Below are 16,101 nucleotides of genomic sequence, written 5' to 3'. Positions count from 1 at the left end.
ACAAGCCATTTCTTTTTCCCCTGCATTTTGATCTCAATGTTTTTCCGGCTGATAATCCTCATCCTGTTTATTATCCCCGGAGTAACGGCCTTTGGTAATGCCACGAATTCCAGTGATAACCTGTCAGCCCTTTTGGCCGAGAAGAACAAGGAAATAATCCTCACTGTATTTGAAAACGGGACATATACATTTGGAGAGGATGATATCAGGCTGCACCAGGATCAGCTCTATAAAGACCTGGCGACCGGACTTGCTCACCGGGGAGAATATTCAACCGCCGCAGATCTCCTTCTCCTGATTCCGGATGAGGAACGCTCATACGACAGTACCCTCCTTCTTGCCTTTGTATATACCCGGATGAACAAATATGACCAGGCACTCAAAACGGTTACAGCCTTACGGGCAAAATACCCGGATGATACAGATCTGGACAATGCAGCGGCATATATCCTCTCAATATCCGGGGATCCACATAATGCACGACGAATAATGGAGAAATTGGGAAGCCAGATCGATAAAAACGGTCCGTTTCTGGATACCTGGGGAACCATCCTTGCAGCCGAAGGAGAAATCACCAAAGCTGAAAAAGCCCTGAAATCCGCATACTTACTTCTTCCCCATGATGCTGAAGTTCTGTCCCATCTTGCTGATGTATACGCTCAGCAGGGACGACTAGCAGATGCCCAGGATTTATACCAACATGCAGTCAGGAGTGATCCGGCATATGGGGACGCTGCAAAAAAATATGCTCTGGTGCTCAAAGACCTTGGACGGTATCCAGAGGCAGTACATGTAATCAGGAAAACTATCCGGCTCATGCCCGGAGATCCTGACCTTATCGCATGGGAACAGGAAGTGGACGCTATCCTTCTTGCCTGGTATAAAACGCAGGAAGAAGAAGCAAAAAAACCACTTCTTACAAAACGAGTGGCTCGGGGGAATCATTCATGAAATCATGCACCCGGGGCTGGAGTGTTGTCAGATCAAGTGAGATGGCAACTGCCGGAGTCGGCTGAATATTCATCTGTTTCTGAAATGCCGTCTGACTCTGCCATGTCCCTGAGTTGATTCCCAGGACATTGCGATATCTGCTGATCCCATAAATATGGACATGGCCGGTATGTACCACCTCAGGGATGGGATCGATAATCAGCCGGTCCACGGTATCTGCAGCAATTGGGGTTCTTTTACCATAACATGGAGCAAGGTGACGGCGTTTAAGCATCTCAGGGATGACGTCATAGGCTTTCTCATAGCTCGCCCCCGGCATAAGACCGATGAGATCGTCAAATGATCTCCCATGATACATCAGTACTCTCACTCCCTGTAGGTTGACGAGAGCGGGATTTTCGACAAACAGGCAATTGCTGGAATAATTTTTCCTGAACTTTTCAGGGATGACCGGTTGTGGTTCGGCCCCCCGCACCACGTCATGGTTTCCGGGAGCGAGAATTATCTTCAGATGGGAAGGCAGGTCTGAGAGCATCGTTCCAAGCACATCATACTGCTCATAAATATTGGGGATAACGAGTTCTTTGTCCTGGTCAGGGTAAATACCAATTCCATCTACTAGGTCACCGGCTACAAGAAGGTAGGAGACCTCACTGTCGCTCAGCCAGTCTGCAAACCGGTTCCATTCATCATCAAGGAACGTATCACTTCCAACATGGACATCAGATATCAGGACTGCGGCCCCTTTCCGGTCACTCGTGTAGGGAGCATAAGAAAATGGAATATCAGGCCTGAATATCTGGTCGGCAAAGATGAGATTTCCTTCACTTGAGAGTGAGCCACGAACCCCGATAACCTCATCAGGGACAATTCGCTCTGCCTCTGAAAAATCCGGTCGGTCTTTATTAAACAGGGCCATAACAGATCCGGTTGAATCCTCTATCTCTGCCATCCGGTGACCATTACCGGTGCTCCGGACCTCCATGACCATGCCACAGACAGCAAACTCCTCCTGTTTATACCGGCTGTTTCGTTTGAGTGCCTCAATGGGAACCGGATTACATCTCCCCCGGATCATACCGGAGAGTCTGGCATACCGGTCTGCAAAATAAATGATATAGTCCTCTACCCTCCCCACCGGCTTCGAGGTTCCCATCCGGCCGGAGATGATCTCCACTTCAGGATCACACAAAAACCGCACACCATCTCGTGAAGGGAGAAGACCAGGAATATGCCTGAGTGAAACTACCACACAATCATCAGGAACGCCGGAGATGATCGTGTCAATAAGCCGCTCATCTTTCTGTTCGCGGATATATCTGACCACGTCCGGATGAACCTGGAGTTTTGTATCCAGAAACCGTTCCACGATCATGGTGCTGTCAAGCATTCTGCACTAGTACCTTCAGCACGAATGAAAATATACCCGCCTGACCATGTCAGGAAGTGAACCCTTAAGAGGCCAGATCTAAAACCATATACAGACATCATGGCAGATCAAAACGCCAAACAAACAATACGGGATAAAATTATCACATTCTGGAAGAGCGACGGGCAGTTCCCCTCGGCTGTCAGGGAGATAGCATCTGTTCTGGTAACCGTGGGTGCCATTGTTGCAATACTTCTGCTGATCTGTGGAACATGGCCGGCAATTGTGACCATCGAATCAGAGAGCATGGTACCACACATGAACGTGGGTGACCTGGTGTTAGTGGTTGCCGGCGACCGGTACGGTGAGTTACAAAGTCTTGAAGAAGGCAATGCATCCGGGTATGAAAAGTTCGGGATGCCTGGTGATGTAATAATATACCGACCGAACGGGAACACCGAACTTCATCCGATAATTCATCGGGCCATGTTCTGGGTTGATGAAGGAGAGGAGATCGCTTTAGAGGCAGGAATGAAAACTGCGACATATACCGCTCCTCATGAAGGATATATCACCAAAGGAGATAATAATCCGGTCATCGACCAGGTTGGCTGGTCAAATTACCGTAACCTTGGTGGACCGATTGAACCGGTTAAGAAGGAGTGGATCATCGGGAAAGCGATGTACTCTGTTCCCTACATCGGATACCTGCCATTAAATATTGTCCCGGTCATCATCATTGTTGTTGTAATTATGGTGCTCCACGAACTCTATCTCCGCAGCCGTGCAAAACGGGAAGAAGAAACAAACCAAAAGAGGAACAGGTAAGCGTATGGATCTCCATACTCTTTTATCAGATACCCTGGCAGGACATCGCCTCACCCCAGATGAAGCGGCTTTTCTCCTTTCTGTATCCGGTCAGGAGGTATTCGACCTGTTTCGGGCAGCAGATGAGGTCTGCAGAAGAAAGAACGGAAACAGGGTCACATTTGTCAGGAATCAGAATATCCATATCACCAATATCTGTAAAAACCTCTGTGGATTTTGCGGATTTGGCAGGACCAAAAAGAGTCCGGGGGCGTACCTGTTTGGTGAGGATGAGGTAAAGGAACAGGCACGGTATGCAAAAGAACGGAATGTTACAGAGATATGTTTTCTCTCCGGTGTTCATCCTGACTTTACCCTTGAAACATACCTACAGTTTATGAAGTGGGTGCATGAAATTCACCCAACTGTTCATATTCATGCATTTTCTCCTGATGAGATAGACTTCGTCGCACGAAAGGCAAATCTTCCAACTCCGGAGGTTATCAGGCAGCTGATGGCAGGAGGTCTTGGAACCCTGCAGGGAACTGCTGCAGAAATCCTGGTTGATGAGGTCAGAAAAACCATCTGTCCGGCAAAGGTGAAGACCGAAGTCTGGGAACGGATTGCCCGTGAGGCCCATAGTCTTGGTCTTCGATCAACAGCGACCATCATGTATGGATCAACCGAAACCCCCCGGGACAGGGCTGAACACCTGGATAGAATCAGAAGGATCCAGGATGATACCGGAGGATTCACAGAGATGGTTCTCCTCACGTACATCCACCAAAAAACGCCTCTGTACGAAAAGGGTCTGGTTAGGTATGGTCCGACCGGCAGGGATGATCTGGTCACGACTGCTGTATGCCGGCTGTTTTTGGATAACTTTGATCATATCCAGGTATCATGGCCGAAACTTGGGACAAAGATGACACAGATGGCCCTTTTGGCCGGTGCAGATGACCTTGCTGGCACGATGTATCTTGATGATGTGACCGGAGAAGCAGGAGGATCCACCGGAGAATATCTGGATCCTGATGAAATGGAATATATCTGTTCAGATCTTGGGAAAGTCCTCGCTGAACGGACGACACTCTATAAAATAATACAATAAAAAGTGGACAGGAATCAGAGGCCGCGCTTTATCTGCCTGATGTCTGCCCCGGCGACATTGGCACCTCTGAAATCCGCCCTGGTTACCGTTGCTCCGGTCAGACGAGCACCCTGAAGATTTGCATTCAGAAACACGGCATCAGTCAGATCGGTGTTTGAGAGATTTGCCCGGCTGAGATCTGCCCCGGCAAAATTTGCTTTTTTCAGATTGCAAAATTCAAAATCAACCTCGGCAAGCCGTGCCCCATTTAAATTGATCCCTTCAAGAGATAGTCCGGTAAGATGAGCCCCCCTCAGATCCGGACGTTTTCTTGGATTTGCCGCTTTCCATTGATTCCATGAAGCGACTCCTCCTTTTATTGCTTCAACCTGTTCTGCTTCTGGCACTCCGCCCACCTGTTTGTGTGATAATTTGTTTGATATTACTATATCAGTTATCAGGCGCAGTGGGGAAATATACTCATCTAAAACATGTGACATAGGAAACCTTTTTGAGTTACCTACATGATGACTGAGAGTATGAGACGCAGCATATTCTATATAATATCCGGCATCGCTGCGTTGGTGCTCTTTGTTGCGGTTAGTAGCGCAGCATTTGCTCCAACTTTTCAGCAGATGCCACTCAGCATGAAAGGGTCTTCGGATGCGAGCCCGTATAATGACGAAGCATTCATGACCGAAGCAGAGAAGGCAATCAAGAAGATTTCGAACTCCACGGTCCCGACCGGTTCAAAGCTGAGTGAAGTAACCGATGCATATTACCGGCTTATCATGGAGAACGTGAGTCCGGAATTCTTTGCAGATGCAAACAATATTGTCGGCTATCTTTACTACACATCGATGGCAGGCTCCACATTTGAAGACTACCATTCATATCTCAATTCAGTCTCCCGTTCTTCTGATGGATCAGAGTACTATACTGTTGTAGACCAGTACTACCAGGTTTCTGCCGAGTTCTGGAACAAGATTAAAGATAAATTCCCGAACATGACGATGTACACCCTGCCTGATGCTTCAGCAGCACTTCCTCAGGAAGAAGAGGAGCAGCAGGGCAGCACCCTTGAAGGTCTCGAGATAGCCATCCCAATGACACAAAAGACTCCTGACCCGTCAAGCCCTGACCTGACAGAGAAGTTCAAAACAATTACTGTCCGTTGGTTTGAGGATTATGTAGATCAGGCAAATAAGCCGGACGATGATCCTTTCAATGACAAGACAGAAAAGTCTCCAGGTCACCGGTTCCTGATTGGAGAGGGTGTTGACTGGGCAGATACAACATATATGGACCTTGTCAGCATGAATATCGCAGAGGACTTTTATGACAAGGCTAATTACATAGATGCATTCTTCTACCTTATCTCAGAGGCAAAGGACCGGTACGAAGGATATATTGATGACCGGAGCTTTGTCTCATCTGTCTCAAATGGTCAGGAAAATTATGATAACGCAAAGAAATATTATGACGAGGCACAAAAGGCAATCGGACACTTTGACGATATCATTCCAAACGGAACCAATAGTACACTCCCCAAGTTCCCTGAGTTTGGTGAAGTAAGTATGGGCGGCCAGGAGATGGGAGAATTAGGATTTGTCACCGGTGATATGGCTGATTACTTAAGTGGCGGAACAGCAGATTCTACCGATAATTAAAATTTTTTTCCATGAAGATCCTCATCGCAGTCCCTCCTGCCCAGTACCATGACAAGGAACTGGCCCAGGTTACGGCAGTATTTGATCATAATAAGATCCCGTATGAGTTTGCCTCACGGGAAGCAGGCCAGGCAAAAGGAACTTTTGGTGGAAGAGTCTTTGTTCCACTCAGTTTTGAGGACGTGATACTAACACGCGAAGAGGAATTTGATGCTCTGACTATTCTTGGCGGTCAGGGAGCCCAGGCTCATTTCTGGAATAATCCGGACCTGTTAGAACTGGTCAAGATCTTCCGGATACACCGGAAGGTAATTGGTGGTATCAGTACCGGTCCGGTCGTGATGGCAAAGGCAGGCATTCTCAAAAAAAGACCTGCGACTGTCATATCCGGGATGGCCATCAGGGAGATGATGAAGATGGATGTGAAGTTTGAAGATAAACCATTCGTCTTTTTAGACCGACTTGTAACAGCTCGGGATCCCAGTGATGCAAAACGGTTTGCTGAATTAATTGTTGAATATCTGTATGGGAACCCTGAGTTTAACGGCCCACAGGTTGTCCCTGCGCCAAACAAACTTGGATTTGATATTTAAGTATCCTTTTAAATCCTTCAACTTCATTAAATAATTCTTAAATTATACTTCACCGAGAGATATATGCAATGAAAGTGATTACACTCATTGCGATATTCATTCTTATTACAGGTGCTTTGGTAATCTTTCTCCCTGAAATTGCAGGAATGAATCAGCCTGCTGAATTTTTAAGTTCCAGTCTGAACCAGGTTGGAGACCTTTCTGCCCAGGTAGGAATCAAGGATGTCGCATCACTCGCTTATGATACATCACTCTCAATAAAACCTGACAATTATGATTCCCTGGAAGAAAAAGGAGATATTCTTGCATCCAGTGGAAAACACCTTGAAGCGCTGACCGTTTATACAAAAACACTGGAACAGAATCCAAACAATCTTGCTGTGATGAAAAAGAAATCGGATGTGCTAAAAACACTTGGTAGAACAGAAGAATCACGTGATTTGTTGCTGAAAATTGCATATGCTCAGCCAGCTGATGTGTCAGATCAACTGACGATTGTCCAGTCTTCAATATCATCCGGCCAGTACAAACAAGCGATTGATAAAACCGACGAAATTCTCAAGAACCAGCCAAATAATCCGGATGTCTGGGAATTACGGGGAGATGCCTACATTGGTCTTGCGACAGCGAATTCATCGCTGATGAACCAGCTCAGTGTACTACAGACAGGTTCTCGAGCTGATTCTGATGATGTCCATGATGTTTTGAATAAAAACCAGGCATTTTCTGACGGAATCCAGAGTTATCGTCAGGCACTTGAGCTGGATCCGATGAGATCAACTGATTTAAGTCAAAAGATATTCACAAATCTTCAAGGTTTTGATATCATGATACAATCTGGTGATCTACTATAGTGCCCTACACAGCGTCCTAAGAATAATGGTAGTAAAACGGAGATTGTTTCAAGACGTGCGCACCAAAAACGCTACATAGATATCTGCAAAACATTCTCGAATATACCAGAATGTTTTGCAGGATAGTATACAATAACAAGATCATATAGTATAATGGATTGAGATCTATGAAAATAATAAAAATAATAAAAATACACCTTCTTCGTTTTCTTCCTGTGGTTTCCGGATATCAGGAGTGAAAAAATATGGGATGGATGTCAGGAAGTGATTCAGATTCATATTTTCAAAAAGGGATGAAACTCGTCAATAAAAAAAGATACGAAGAGGCTGTTCAACAATTTCACCGTGGTATAGAGTGTGATAAAGGGCATTCAGATTGCTGGTACGGACTTGGAGAAGCACTTTCAGGCGTGAAAAAATATACCCAGGCAGAAGAATGCTATACCCGGGCATTCGAAATAAATCCTGACATTGATGATTACCTGATAGGGAAAGCATTAAATCTCCGTAACCTTGCCTTGATGGAAAAAGAGCCCTTAAAGTGCTTTGAAGCAATTGAATGCTGTAATAAAGTGCTGACCAGGAATCATGATTATGTTCCGGCACTCCATGCCAAAGGGCTGACACTCTGGACATTGAATAAAAGAGATGATGCGATTGAATATTTTGATAAAGCCCTGAAACTGGATAAAAATTATGATTATCCCTATGAGTTAAAAGGAAAATACTTTTTTGATCAACGAAAATATCACGATGCGATTGATGCATATGAAATTGCATTGAAAAAAAGTCCTCGTGATCCGGACATTCTGCTCTCTGAAGGTCGCTGTTTGATGAAGATTGGTGCATACCACCTTGCGATAAAATGCTTTCAGTTGGTCATTAAACAAAGGGGTGATGATCCTCATGCATATGTCCTTCTTGGGAACTCATACAAGGTATTAAAGCAGTTTGATGACGCAATTGAAGCATATGAGCAGGCATTAGAGATTAATCCGGATAACAAAACCTACAAGATGCAGATCGCTGAAGCCTATCTTCTGCAGGGAAATATTTGTCTGCATAAAGACAAAGATCCGCAAACCGCCATTGAATATTTTAATAAGACTCTGGAAATTGCCCCACGATATTCTGCAGCCTGGTTTTCAAAATCGATTGCATACCGCAAGATGGGAGGGTACCGGAATTCTTTGAATGCAATGCTGAAAACAATTGAAATTGATCCAAATAATGCCCACGCCTATTTTGAGATGGGGAAAACCCTGAAAAGCATGGGTAATGAGACTGAAGCAATTGACTGTTTTCTTCAGGCCATCCGGATTGATCCCTCATATACTGAAGCAATGTACATTTTAGGAAACATCCTCGTTGATGCAGGCAGACCAAGTACGGCGATCACCTACTTTGATCAGATCATCGATAAAGATCCTGGATCTTCCATTGCCTGGTACGCAAAAGGGAAGGCATTAAAACTGATGAATGAAACCAGGGAAGCAAATATCTGTTTTGAGCGGGCAGGCAAGATAGCAGTATCAAAATAGAATATTTCGGGAATATTAAAACCTGAAATTTTTTTTAGAAAAATTCACCCTGTATCTGAATTATTTCAGCACTATCAGCAGCCTGGGCATATGCATCAAGTGGCTCACGGTTTAGTTCCAAAAACCTGATACCCCATGATATCTTGCTGAGTAGCATTTCAGCCTGGGATGATTCTCCTAAAATGACAAGGGCAGCTGCCATCGCTTCTGCAGAAGTCAGGCGAAACGGCCTCCCAAAGTTTACCGGATTTGCAGCCAGAAGATAGGGGAGAGCACGTTTAAACCTCCATGATCTCACCTGATCTGTATCCAGGACTTCCCATGAACAGTCAAGAGCGGTGATGGTCTTTGTCTTTTCCCGGTCAGCAGGGGAGAGGGCCTGCTCGGCTGTCGGGTCAAGGATGAGACTGTTTCGGGGAATTGATGAAAGCCTGGAGAAAAGTCTGACCATTCCGGCTCGTTCAAGTTTTTTCATCGTACATTTTTTGGGATCACAGGAGTTGTCCCGGTATGAAAGCAAGGGGATCATTACTCATCACATCCTGATGAATGATCTCCTGGCTCTATGTGCCGTTTCATGTCGTCAGACCTTCGGATAACCTCCTGGACAATGTCACGGGAGCTGGTAAAAGGAGAATTCGTGAATGCAGATATCCTGACAACTTTTGTCTGCATTCCCTGTTTTTCAAGAGTCCGCTCCAGAATTTCCGGGTTGAAATGCTGATTACACCCTAAGGTGATAATATCAGGGTTTAATTCCCGGATTGGCCTGTACATATCAGTAAGGTCCCCTAAGATGGCTTTGGTAACCGGCCGAAGTGCTTCTACCATGCATCGCCGCTGCTCTTCAGGGATGACCGGCCTTGGTTTGTGCCTGATGTTCGCATCACGGGCAATAATGACATAGAGTTCATCCCCAAGTTGTGCTGATTCTTTGAGATACCAGAGATGGCCGGGATGTAAGATGTCAAAGGTTCCGGTTGCAACCACCCGGATCATGGTACCACCTCAAGAGTGACGGGAGTTCCATCCGGATAAAAACACCGCCAGTCATCTGGTCCGTACGGGTATCCCACGATGATATGACAACTCCCACTTACGGAAAAAAACCGGATATCAGCATCAGACGGCCATATTGCACCATTCGGATGACTATGAGCGCTCCCGGTTATTCCTAGATGGAGAGGAACCATCTCAAAAGGAACCTGGGCACTTGCTTCACCCCCGATTGATCCTGGTATCAGGTGGACTTCAGATATGACACCTGACTCTGCAGAGAGCAGTGCGGCAAATTCCCGTGGATGTGATTCACGTCCCATTGCCAGCAGGAGATCAAGGGTATTTCTATGTATTGCGGAAATATTCATACTACTGCTCGTAATCCTTCGTATTCATCGGTTCTGATTATACAAGGCTATTGTGCTCAGAACGGTCCGTCCTGTTCAAAACTTCTATTGAACCGAAGAGATAACTCAGCCTTGTAGAGTTCAGCACCAAGGTATCCGGCATGATCAAACAAAGAGACCCCGTCTTCCTGTATTATTGTGAATAATACATCCTGCCACCTGGAGCCTTTGATTGCCGTTCCGTTCCTGACTGCAACGATGTATTCACCTTCAACACCTATCCGAAAGTTCCCTCGTGGATCATATGCTATTTCCCGGGGCATGGATTCAGCCATAATAACACGATTATATTCCAAAGGTGGTTCTCTTCGTCGCCTCTTTTCTTTGATCCAGAACAGATCAATACCAAGATCTTTCGGATAGGGCCTTCCTTCTATTAATGCCATCATATTTGTGGCAGACCGCATTTCTGATATGCATCCGGCTGTTTTGTCACTGTGCTCACTGCAAAAAATCACAGATGCATGAGTTTCATACGCCATTCCGGCAAGAAGGGCACACATCCCGACTGAATCGGCATCCAGAAGTTCGATGACATTTCCTGCACCAAAGAAGAGAGGAACTCCTGGTTTTTGAAACAGGGAGAGTGATTGAACAAATCCTGAACCACAGGGCTGGAGAACCGGGTCTGCGATTATGTCCTGTATACCAAAATCCAGTGCCTGCCTGATATTTGACTCAAGGCCAGCATTTCCAGGAACAATTACCGCTGCACATCCTGCTTTTGCAACATCGCTCCCGATATCTTTCATATTCTCTTCCTGGAGAGAGAGAATGAGGTCTGCCCGAAAGAGTGCTGCTGCGATGAGGGCAGGATCCTGGGAATCAATGGCAAGTGGTCTATCAAGGTCTGCAAGCTGGGAAAAGACTGCGCGAACATCATCCGGGCATGCGTCAAATCCAAATCCGAGATCAACGATATCGGCTCCTCTGTCAAAAAAATCACTCACTTTCTGCCTGATATCTGGTGTCCGGTGGGCATCCATAATCTCTGCCAGGACTTTAATCCTGGTCTTTCCACCAATTTTCACTCCCCGGATACAGAAGGCAGGTTCACCTTCCACTTCCCTGGCAGCGATTTTTTTGTATGCCTCTTTTTTTCGCTCGCCGGAGAGGAATTCATCAGCCGGAACCTCTCTTGATAACGGGATCTTGCCAATGAGCGGGAGGACCATTCTCAAGTCTGCTGCATGCCGCGGCCCACGATACACCGGGATTCCGGTTTCATCTTCCACACTCAGAAATGATGCAGTACACATTCCTGAAATGAGTACCATATCATACGACTCTCCTGAACGCAGGATGGAGAGAAGTTTTTCCGGAGAGAGAAATGATGCAAGTTCACCGGTAACAACTACATCCGCGTCAAATCCCTTTGCAGCATCACATACCATGGTATACGTAACCCTTCCGGTAGGCAGTAGGATCCTCATCACCCTTTCCTTAATACCGGTGAGATAAAAAGAATAGTGTAGTCAGGGATGCTCACAGCCGATCTCCATATTCATACTTCCTGTTCTAAAGACGGGGAGAGTTCAGTAGCACAGGTTCTTGCCACCGCTGCAGCGGTTGGAATAGATGTCATCGCAATCACGGACCATGACACCATGGACGGGTACCAGATAGCCAGGGAAATCGCTTCTGAGGTTCTGGTAATTCCTGGTGTTGAAGTGTCAACAAAAGACGGACATCTAATAGCGCTTGGAGTTACAACTGCTCCAGAACCAGGTATGCCAGTCCTGGATACCATAACAAAAGTGCATCAGGCCGGTGGAGTTACCATTCTGCCCCATCCATTCCACCGGTACAGGCATGGTGCAGCCCTGAAATGTTTTGAAGCATTTGGTGCTGCTGATGCAATAGAAGTATACAACAGCCGGTATGTCATTCCCCATGCAAACCAGCGGGCGATGCGGCTTGCACGCAAGATGGGAAAACCTGCAGTTGCCGGTAGTGATGCCCATAATGCCAGGTTTATCGGGTATGGAAGAACCCTGATAGATGCTGAGAAAGATATCGGATCCATCCTCAATGCAATCAGGGATGGAAAAACACAGCCGGCAGGAAGAAAAACTCCGGTCAGAATTTATACCAAACAGTCATTGCGGAATTCATGGCGGAAGATCCGGGGCAGACTTCACAAGTAAGGCTGGCATTTCAGATTGGATATATCGGGACCGCCTTCTTTGGTTCACAATACCAGCCAGACAGGCGGACCATAGAAGGAGAGATTGAAGCGGCCTGTATCAGGGCAGGAATAATTACAAACCGGCAGGAATCCCGGCTTGCCCTGTCTGGGAGAACAGACCGGGGAGTGCATGCCAGGTGTCAGATACTTGCATTGTCAACATCCAACCCAGACCGGGCCATCAGGGCTATAAATGGTCAGCTCCCTCCGGATATCTGGGTGACATCATGGAGTTATGCACCGGAAACGTTCTATCCGAGGTATGATGTTATCAACCGGACATACCGGTTTTACTTTTCACAGGTTCCTTCAGACATTGATGCAATGAAGGATGTTGCTCCCCTTTTTCTCGGAAAACATGATTTTACCTGTTTTGCCCGGATAGAGCCAGGAAAAACACCTGAAAAGACAATCGATGCTGTTGAGATATCGTACGATGAATCCGGATTATGGCTTGAGATTACTGCACAGAGCTTTTTATGGCATATGGTCAGGTGCATTGCTTCATCATTAATACAGGTATCAGAAGGCACCCTATCACGATCAGGTCTAGAGAAGTACCTCTCCGGTGCATGCAAAAATAAGATAAAACCAGCTCCCCCTGATGGATTGATCCTCTGGGATGTGAAAACAGATCTTGACTGGCAGGAGATGAATGTGCCCGGTTTCAAAACGAGAAGATTACAAAACCAGGCAGAAGAACTGTTGCTGCTTGGAAAGGTCTATTCTCTCCTGGTTCCCTGATGGTTACAGATCCTGCTCGACCTTGTGAATCATGGTTTTGATATCAAGCCAGATGATCAGATCACTTTTATCACGGTCACCGGTTTTCACTTTTTTCCGGATGATACCAAGGATATCACGATCACTGCTCTTTGATGCATGGGTATCCTTATCGATATCTTCCTCTGTGTATGTTGAGACGGCCAGGACATCATCAACTAAAACCCCGATCATCTTCTCCGAAACTGTTGCATCAAGAACGATAATCCGGGATTTTTTCTTTCCATCTGCCTCCCGGGTAATGTTCATCATCTCTTTAAGATCGATGATGGTTGTGATGATTCCACGCAGATCGATAATTCCTTTGATAAATGAAGGAGTATTGGGAAGAGGAGTAATTTCAGTATAATTGATAACTTCCCTGGTTTCAAACAGGTCTATAGCAAATAATTCATTTCCGAGAATAAATTCGACAACCTGAAGATTCCCCACCCCTTTTGAACCAGCCCTGATCTTTTTGACCGCCTGGTTTGTAATTTCCGGTACTTTTTCCACTGGTTCATCATGGCTTTGATAGTCTACAAGAAATGTCCCCATAATATCTCCCATATCATAGCCGGGCATCCATCCGACATGCCGGGCATCCTCTTAGTTGTTATCGTATCAGGGTGCTCACGGATGAACTTTTCGCTCGATCAGGGAAAAAATGAGACGAAAATTGTTCAGTATACCGGTTCTGAGAAGATGCTGTTTTCTGATATCACATATAACCTGTATCTGAATGAAAGGTCCTCTTCCGGAAGATGTTCTCCACAGATGGTTCGGGTACCGAACATTTCGGCCCGGTCAAAAGGAGATAATCACCCAGGTACTCAATGGCAGGGATGTCCTTGCGGTGATCGCAACCGGTGGAGGTAAGTCACTGTGCTATCAGATCCCGGCTCTCATCAGGGAGGGAACCGGAATTGTGTTATCTCCTCTGATTGCCCTTATGAAAGATCAGGTAGACTGTCTTGCTGAGTCCGGAATACCTGCAGCATTTTTAAACAGTACCCAGGATATCAAAGATAAACGCAGTGTTGAAGATGCCATCCGAACAGGAACCTTAAAATTATTATATATATCTCCTGAACGTCTGGTCCAGCCGGCATTTCTTGAGTTCCTCAAATCCATTCAGATCAGTCTTTTTGCGATAGATGAAGCCCATTGTATATCACAGTGGGGTCATGAATTCAGGCCGGAGTATCGACAGCTTTCAATTATTCGAAAAACCTTTGAAGATGTCCCGATAATCGCCCTGACAGCAACCGCAACACCGTCAGTCCGTACAGATATTATCAATGAACTCAGTCTTTCTGACCCGGCGGTTTTTATTGGCTCTTTTAACCGTGAGAACCTGATCTACCGGATTGAAAAGAAAGAAGACGGTGAACAGCAACTTGTCCATTTCCTGCAGGGTCACCCAAACGAATCCGGAATTATCTATTGCTTTTCAAAACGTCAGGTGACTGATCTGGCAAAACTGCTTCAGAAGAATAGGTTTTCAGCACTTCCCTACCATGCTGATCTTCCAAAATCTGTCAGGCATGAAACCCAGGACCGGTTTCTCAGGGATGAAGTCAGGATAATTGTCGCAACCGTCGCATTCGGAATGGGAATTAATAAACCGGATGTCAGGTTTGTAGTTCATTATGACCTTCCAAAAAACCTTGAGCACTATTACCAGGAGACCGGACGTGCAGGACGTGATGGAGATCCTGCTGAATGTCTTCTTCTTTACTCGAGGGGAGATTTCAGAAAGATAGAGTATCTTATCGAACAGATGGCAGATGGAACAGAACGGCAGGTAGGTCTTCGAAAACTTCACGAAATGGTCGGGTATTGTGAGTCACGGGCCTGTCGCCGGGCTGTATTGCTGACATATTTTGGAGAATCGTGGGACAAACCATCATGCGGGAACTGTGATTCCTGCCATTCCGGGCGGAAAACAATAGACGGAAGAGATATCCTGGCAACCATTTCTACCTGCATGGAAGAGCTCAGAGATGATTACGGTGTCTCATATATTGCTGACATTCTTTCCGGAACTATTGATGACAAGGTGATAAGTAGAGGGCATGATACCTCTTCCTGTTTCGGGTCTGGGAAACCTCACCGGAGAGGCATGTGGGTATACTGGATTCGAGAACTCATTTCCTGTGGGTATCTGTCACGGTATGGTTCCCGGTATCCAGTTGTCAGAAAAAATCCCCGGACTCGTGATGCTCTTGCTGGAAAAATTCCGGTCAGAATTGGTGAGCCTGAATTTCAGGCGGTGCTTACTGATGAATCGGTGGGAAGCGAGCCGACTCCTGCGGAGAATAATTTGTATGAGATCTTAAGAGATGTCAGAAAATTGCTTGCTGATGAGCATGATATGCCTCCATTCAGGATCTTTCCAAATAAGACCTTACGGGAGATGGCCAGAGTCAGACCCAGAAATCCTGATGATCTGCGCCATGTATATGGTGTCGGTGAACGCCGTCTCGAGCAGTATGGTCAGCCGTTCCTTGAGGCAATAAACGCGTATACCAGACATGAGGTGGCGAATGGCTGATCCCTGTAACCGGTGTGGCAAATGCTGCCTGCACATGAGACGATATATGCTGGTTGAACGAAGTATCGGGGATACCCAGCATTTTTGTCACTTTACCCTGACCAAGCAGCGGTTTTTTGCACGAATTGGAGGAGAGGATCTTGTCAGGTTTCGGGATAGTGACCGAATGAAACAGTACCCGGATTCCTGCCCATTTCTCCGGCCTGGTGAAGATGAATCATTCCATTGCACGATTTATTCATTCAGACCTGACCATTGCCGCAGATTTTTTTGTGCATAATCATCTGATGATTTCACTAGTGATAGATCAAAC

At 46.1% G+C, this 16,101-nt stretch carries 18 protein-coding genes; 11 read left to right on the top strand and 7 right to left on the bottom strand.

What is annotated here, in order from left to right; translation table 11 throughout:
• Nucleotides 1–36 precede the first annotated feature (36 nt).
• On the top strand, nt 37–951 hold the full coding sequence (locus KSK55_RS10530; protein ID WP_218606867.1) for a tetratricopeptide repeat protein: 915 nt from the start codon (nt 37–39) through the stop codon (nt 949–951).
• On the opposite strand, the gene KSK55_RS10525 is transcribed toward KSK55_RS10530, so the two are convergent.
• Nucleotides 917–2,341: a DNA-directed DNA polymerase II small subunit gene (locus KSK55_RS10525; RefSeq protein ID WP_218606866.1), complete on the bottom strand. Its 1,425-nt coding sequence runs from the start codon at nt 2,339–2,341 to the stop codon at nt 917–919. The two genes, KSK55_RS10530 and KSK55_RS10525, sit on opposite strands and share 35 nt — an antisense overlap.
• 99 nt (nt 2,342–2,440) lie before the next feature.
• Here KSK55_RS10525 and KSK55_RS10520 point away from each other — a divergent pair, with 99 nt between their 5' ends.
• Together KSK55_RS10520 and cofH are read left to right on the top strand one after the other, a co-directional pair.
• Entirely contained in the window at nt 2,441–3,148 is a 708-nt protein-coding gene (locus KSK55_RS10520) for a S24/S26 family peptidase (RefSeq protein WP_256663984.1), read from the top strand.
• A gap of 4 nt (nt 3,149–3,152) precedes the next feature.
• Nucleotides 3,153–4,238 (top strand): 5-amino-6-(D-ribitylamino)uracil--L-tyrosine 4-hydroxyphenyl transferase CofH, encoded by a 1,086-nt coding sequence (gene cofH / locus KSK55_RS10515; protein ID WP_218606865.1) that lies wholly within the window; start codon nt 3,153–3,155, stop codon nt 4,236–4,238.
• A gap of 14 nt (nt 4,239–4,252) precedes the next feature.
• Here the strand turns inward: cofH and KSK55_RS10510 are convergent, their stop codons facing one another.
• Complete coding sequence (locus tag KSK55_RS10510; protein WP_218606864.1) at nt 4,253–4,624, bottom strand: pentapeptide repeat-containing protein; 372 nt, start codon at nt 4,622–4,624, stop codon at nt 4,253–4,255.
• A 132-nt stretch (nt 4,625–4,756) separates the two neighbouring features.
• Here KSK55_RS10510 and KSK55_RS10505 point away from each other — a divergent pair, with 132 nt between their 5' ends.
• The 4 genes from KSK55_RS10505 to KSK55_RS10490 all read left to right on the top strand — a co-directional run bounded on the left by KSK55_RS10505 (nt 4,757) and on the right by KSK55_RS10490 (nt 8,875).
• A complete protein-coding gene (locus KSK55_RS10505; protein WP_214419680.1) occupies nt 4,757–5,887 on the top strand; it encodes a hypothetical protein in 1,131 nt (376 codons plus the stop codon).
• Between the two features lie 11 nt (nt 5,888–5,898).
• Entirely contained in the window at nt 5,899–6,480 is a 582-nt protein-coding gene (locus KSK55_RS10500) for a DJ-1/PfpI family protein (protein WP_214419681.1), read from the top strand.
• 68 nt (nt 6,481–6,548) lie between these two features.
• A complete protein-coding gene (locus KSK55_RS10495; RefSeq protein ID WP_218606863.1) occupies nt 6,549–7,334 on the top strand; it encodes a tetratricopeptide repeat protein in 786 nt (261 codons plus the stop codon).
• A gap of 245 nt (nt 7,335–7,579) precedes the next feature.
• Nucleotides 7,580–8,875, top strand: coding sequence for a tetratricopeptide repeat protein (locus KSK55_RS10490; RefSeq protein ID WP_218606862.1), 1,296 nt, complete (start codon nt 7,580–7,582; stop codon nt 8,873–8,875).
• 34 nt (nt 8,876–8,909) lie between these two features.
• Here KSK55_RS10490 and KSK55_RS10485 read toward each other — a convergent pair whose 3' ends face one another.
• Genes KSK55_RS10485 through KSK55_RS10470 form a run of 4 tightly spaced genes read right to left on the bottom strand, consistent with a single transcriptional unit; the run spans nt 8,910 to nt 11,714 of the window.
• Entirely contained in the window at nt 8,910–9,404 is a 495-nt protein-coding gene (locus KSK55_RS10485; protein WP_218606861.1) for a DUF367 family protein, read from the bottom strand.
• The gene (locus KSK55_RS10480) at nt 9,404–9,874 is read right to left on the bottom strand and encodes an FAD synthase family protein (RefSeq protein ID WP_218606860.1); all 471 of its coding nucleotides are present in this window, start codon (nt 9,872–9,874) and stop codon (nt 9,404–9,406) included. The genes KSK55_RS10485 and KSK55_RS10480 overlap by 1 nt, the downstream gene beginning before the upstream one ends.
• Complete coding sequence (locus KSK55_RS10475) at nt 9,871–10,242, bottom strand: Mov34/MPN/PAD-1 family protein (RefSeq protein ID WP_214419686.1); 372 nt, start codon at nt 10,240–10,242, stop codon at nt 9,871–9,873. Before KSK55_RS10475 ends, KSK55_RS10480 begins: the two co-directional genes overlap by 4 nt.
• A 56-nt stretch (nt 10,243–10,298) precedes the next feature.
• The gene (locus KSK55_RS10470) at nt 10,299–11,714 is read right to left on the bottom strand and encodes a dihydropteroate synthase-like protein (RefSeq protein ID WP_218606859.1); all 1,416 of its coding nucleotides are present in this window, start codon (nt 11,712–11,714) and stop codon (nt 10,299–10,301) included.
• Between the two features lie 48 nt (nt 11,715–11,762).
• Here KSK55_RS10470 and KSK55_RS10465 point away from each other — a divergent pair, with 48 nt between their 5' ends.
• On the top strand, nt 11,763–12,428 hold the full coding sequence (locus KSK55_RS10465; protein WP_218606858.1) for a CehA/McbA family metallohydrolase: 666 nt from the start codon (nt 11,763–11,765) through the stop codon (nt 12,426–12,428).
• On the top strand, nt 12,395–13,213 hold the full coding sequence (truA, locus tag KSK55_RS10460) for a tRNA pseudouridine(38-40) synthase TruA (protein ID WP_218606857.1): 819 nt from the start codon (nt 12,395–12,397) through the stop codon (nt 13,211–13,213). Before KSK55_RS10465 ends, truA begins: the two co-directional genes overlap by 34 nt.
• A 3-nt stretch (nt 13,214–13,216) precedes the next feature.
• On the opposite strand, the gene KSK55_RS10455 is transcribed toward truA, so the two are convergent.
• Nucleotides 13,217–13,789 (bottom strand): chemotaxis protein CheW, encoded by a 573-nt coding sequence (locus KSK55_RS10455; protein ID WP_214419690.1) that lies wholly within the window; start codon nt 13,787–13,789, stop codon nt 13,217–13,219.
• A 184-nt stretch (nt 13,790–13,973) separates the two neighbouring features.
• Here KSK55_RS10455 and recQ point away from each other — a divergent pair, with 184 nt between their 5' ends.
• Together recQ and KSK55_RS10445 are read left to right on the top strand one after the other, a co-directional pair.
• Entirely contained in the window at nt 13,974–15,788 is a 1,815-nt protein-coding gene (gene recQ, locus KSK55_RS10450; protein ID WP_218606856.1) for a DNA helicase RecQ, read from the top strand.
• Complete coding sequence (locus KSK55_RS10445; protein WP_218606855.1) at nt 15,781–16,068, top strand: YkgJ family cysteine cluster protein; 288 nt, start codon at nt 15,781–15,783, stop codon at nt 16,066–16,068. Before recQ ends, KSK55_RS10445 begins: the two co-directional genes overlap by 8 nt.
• The last annotated feature ends 33 nt before the right edge of the window (nt 16,069–16,101 follow it).

Origin of the sequence: Methanospirillum hungatei, assembly GCF_019263745.1 — an archaeon.
Taxonomy (GTDB): domain Archaea; phylum Halobacteriota; class Methanomicrobia; order Methanomicrobiales; family Methanospirillaceae; genus Methanospirillum; species Methanospirillum purgamenti.
This window is presented reverse-complemented; position numbering and strand designations above follow the sequence as displayed.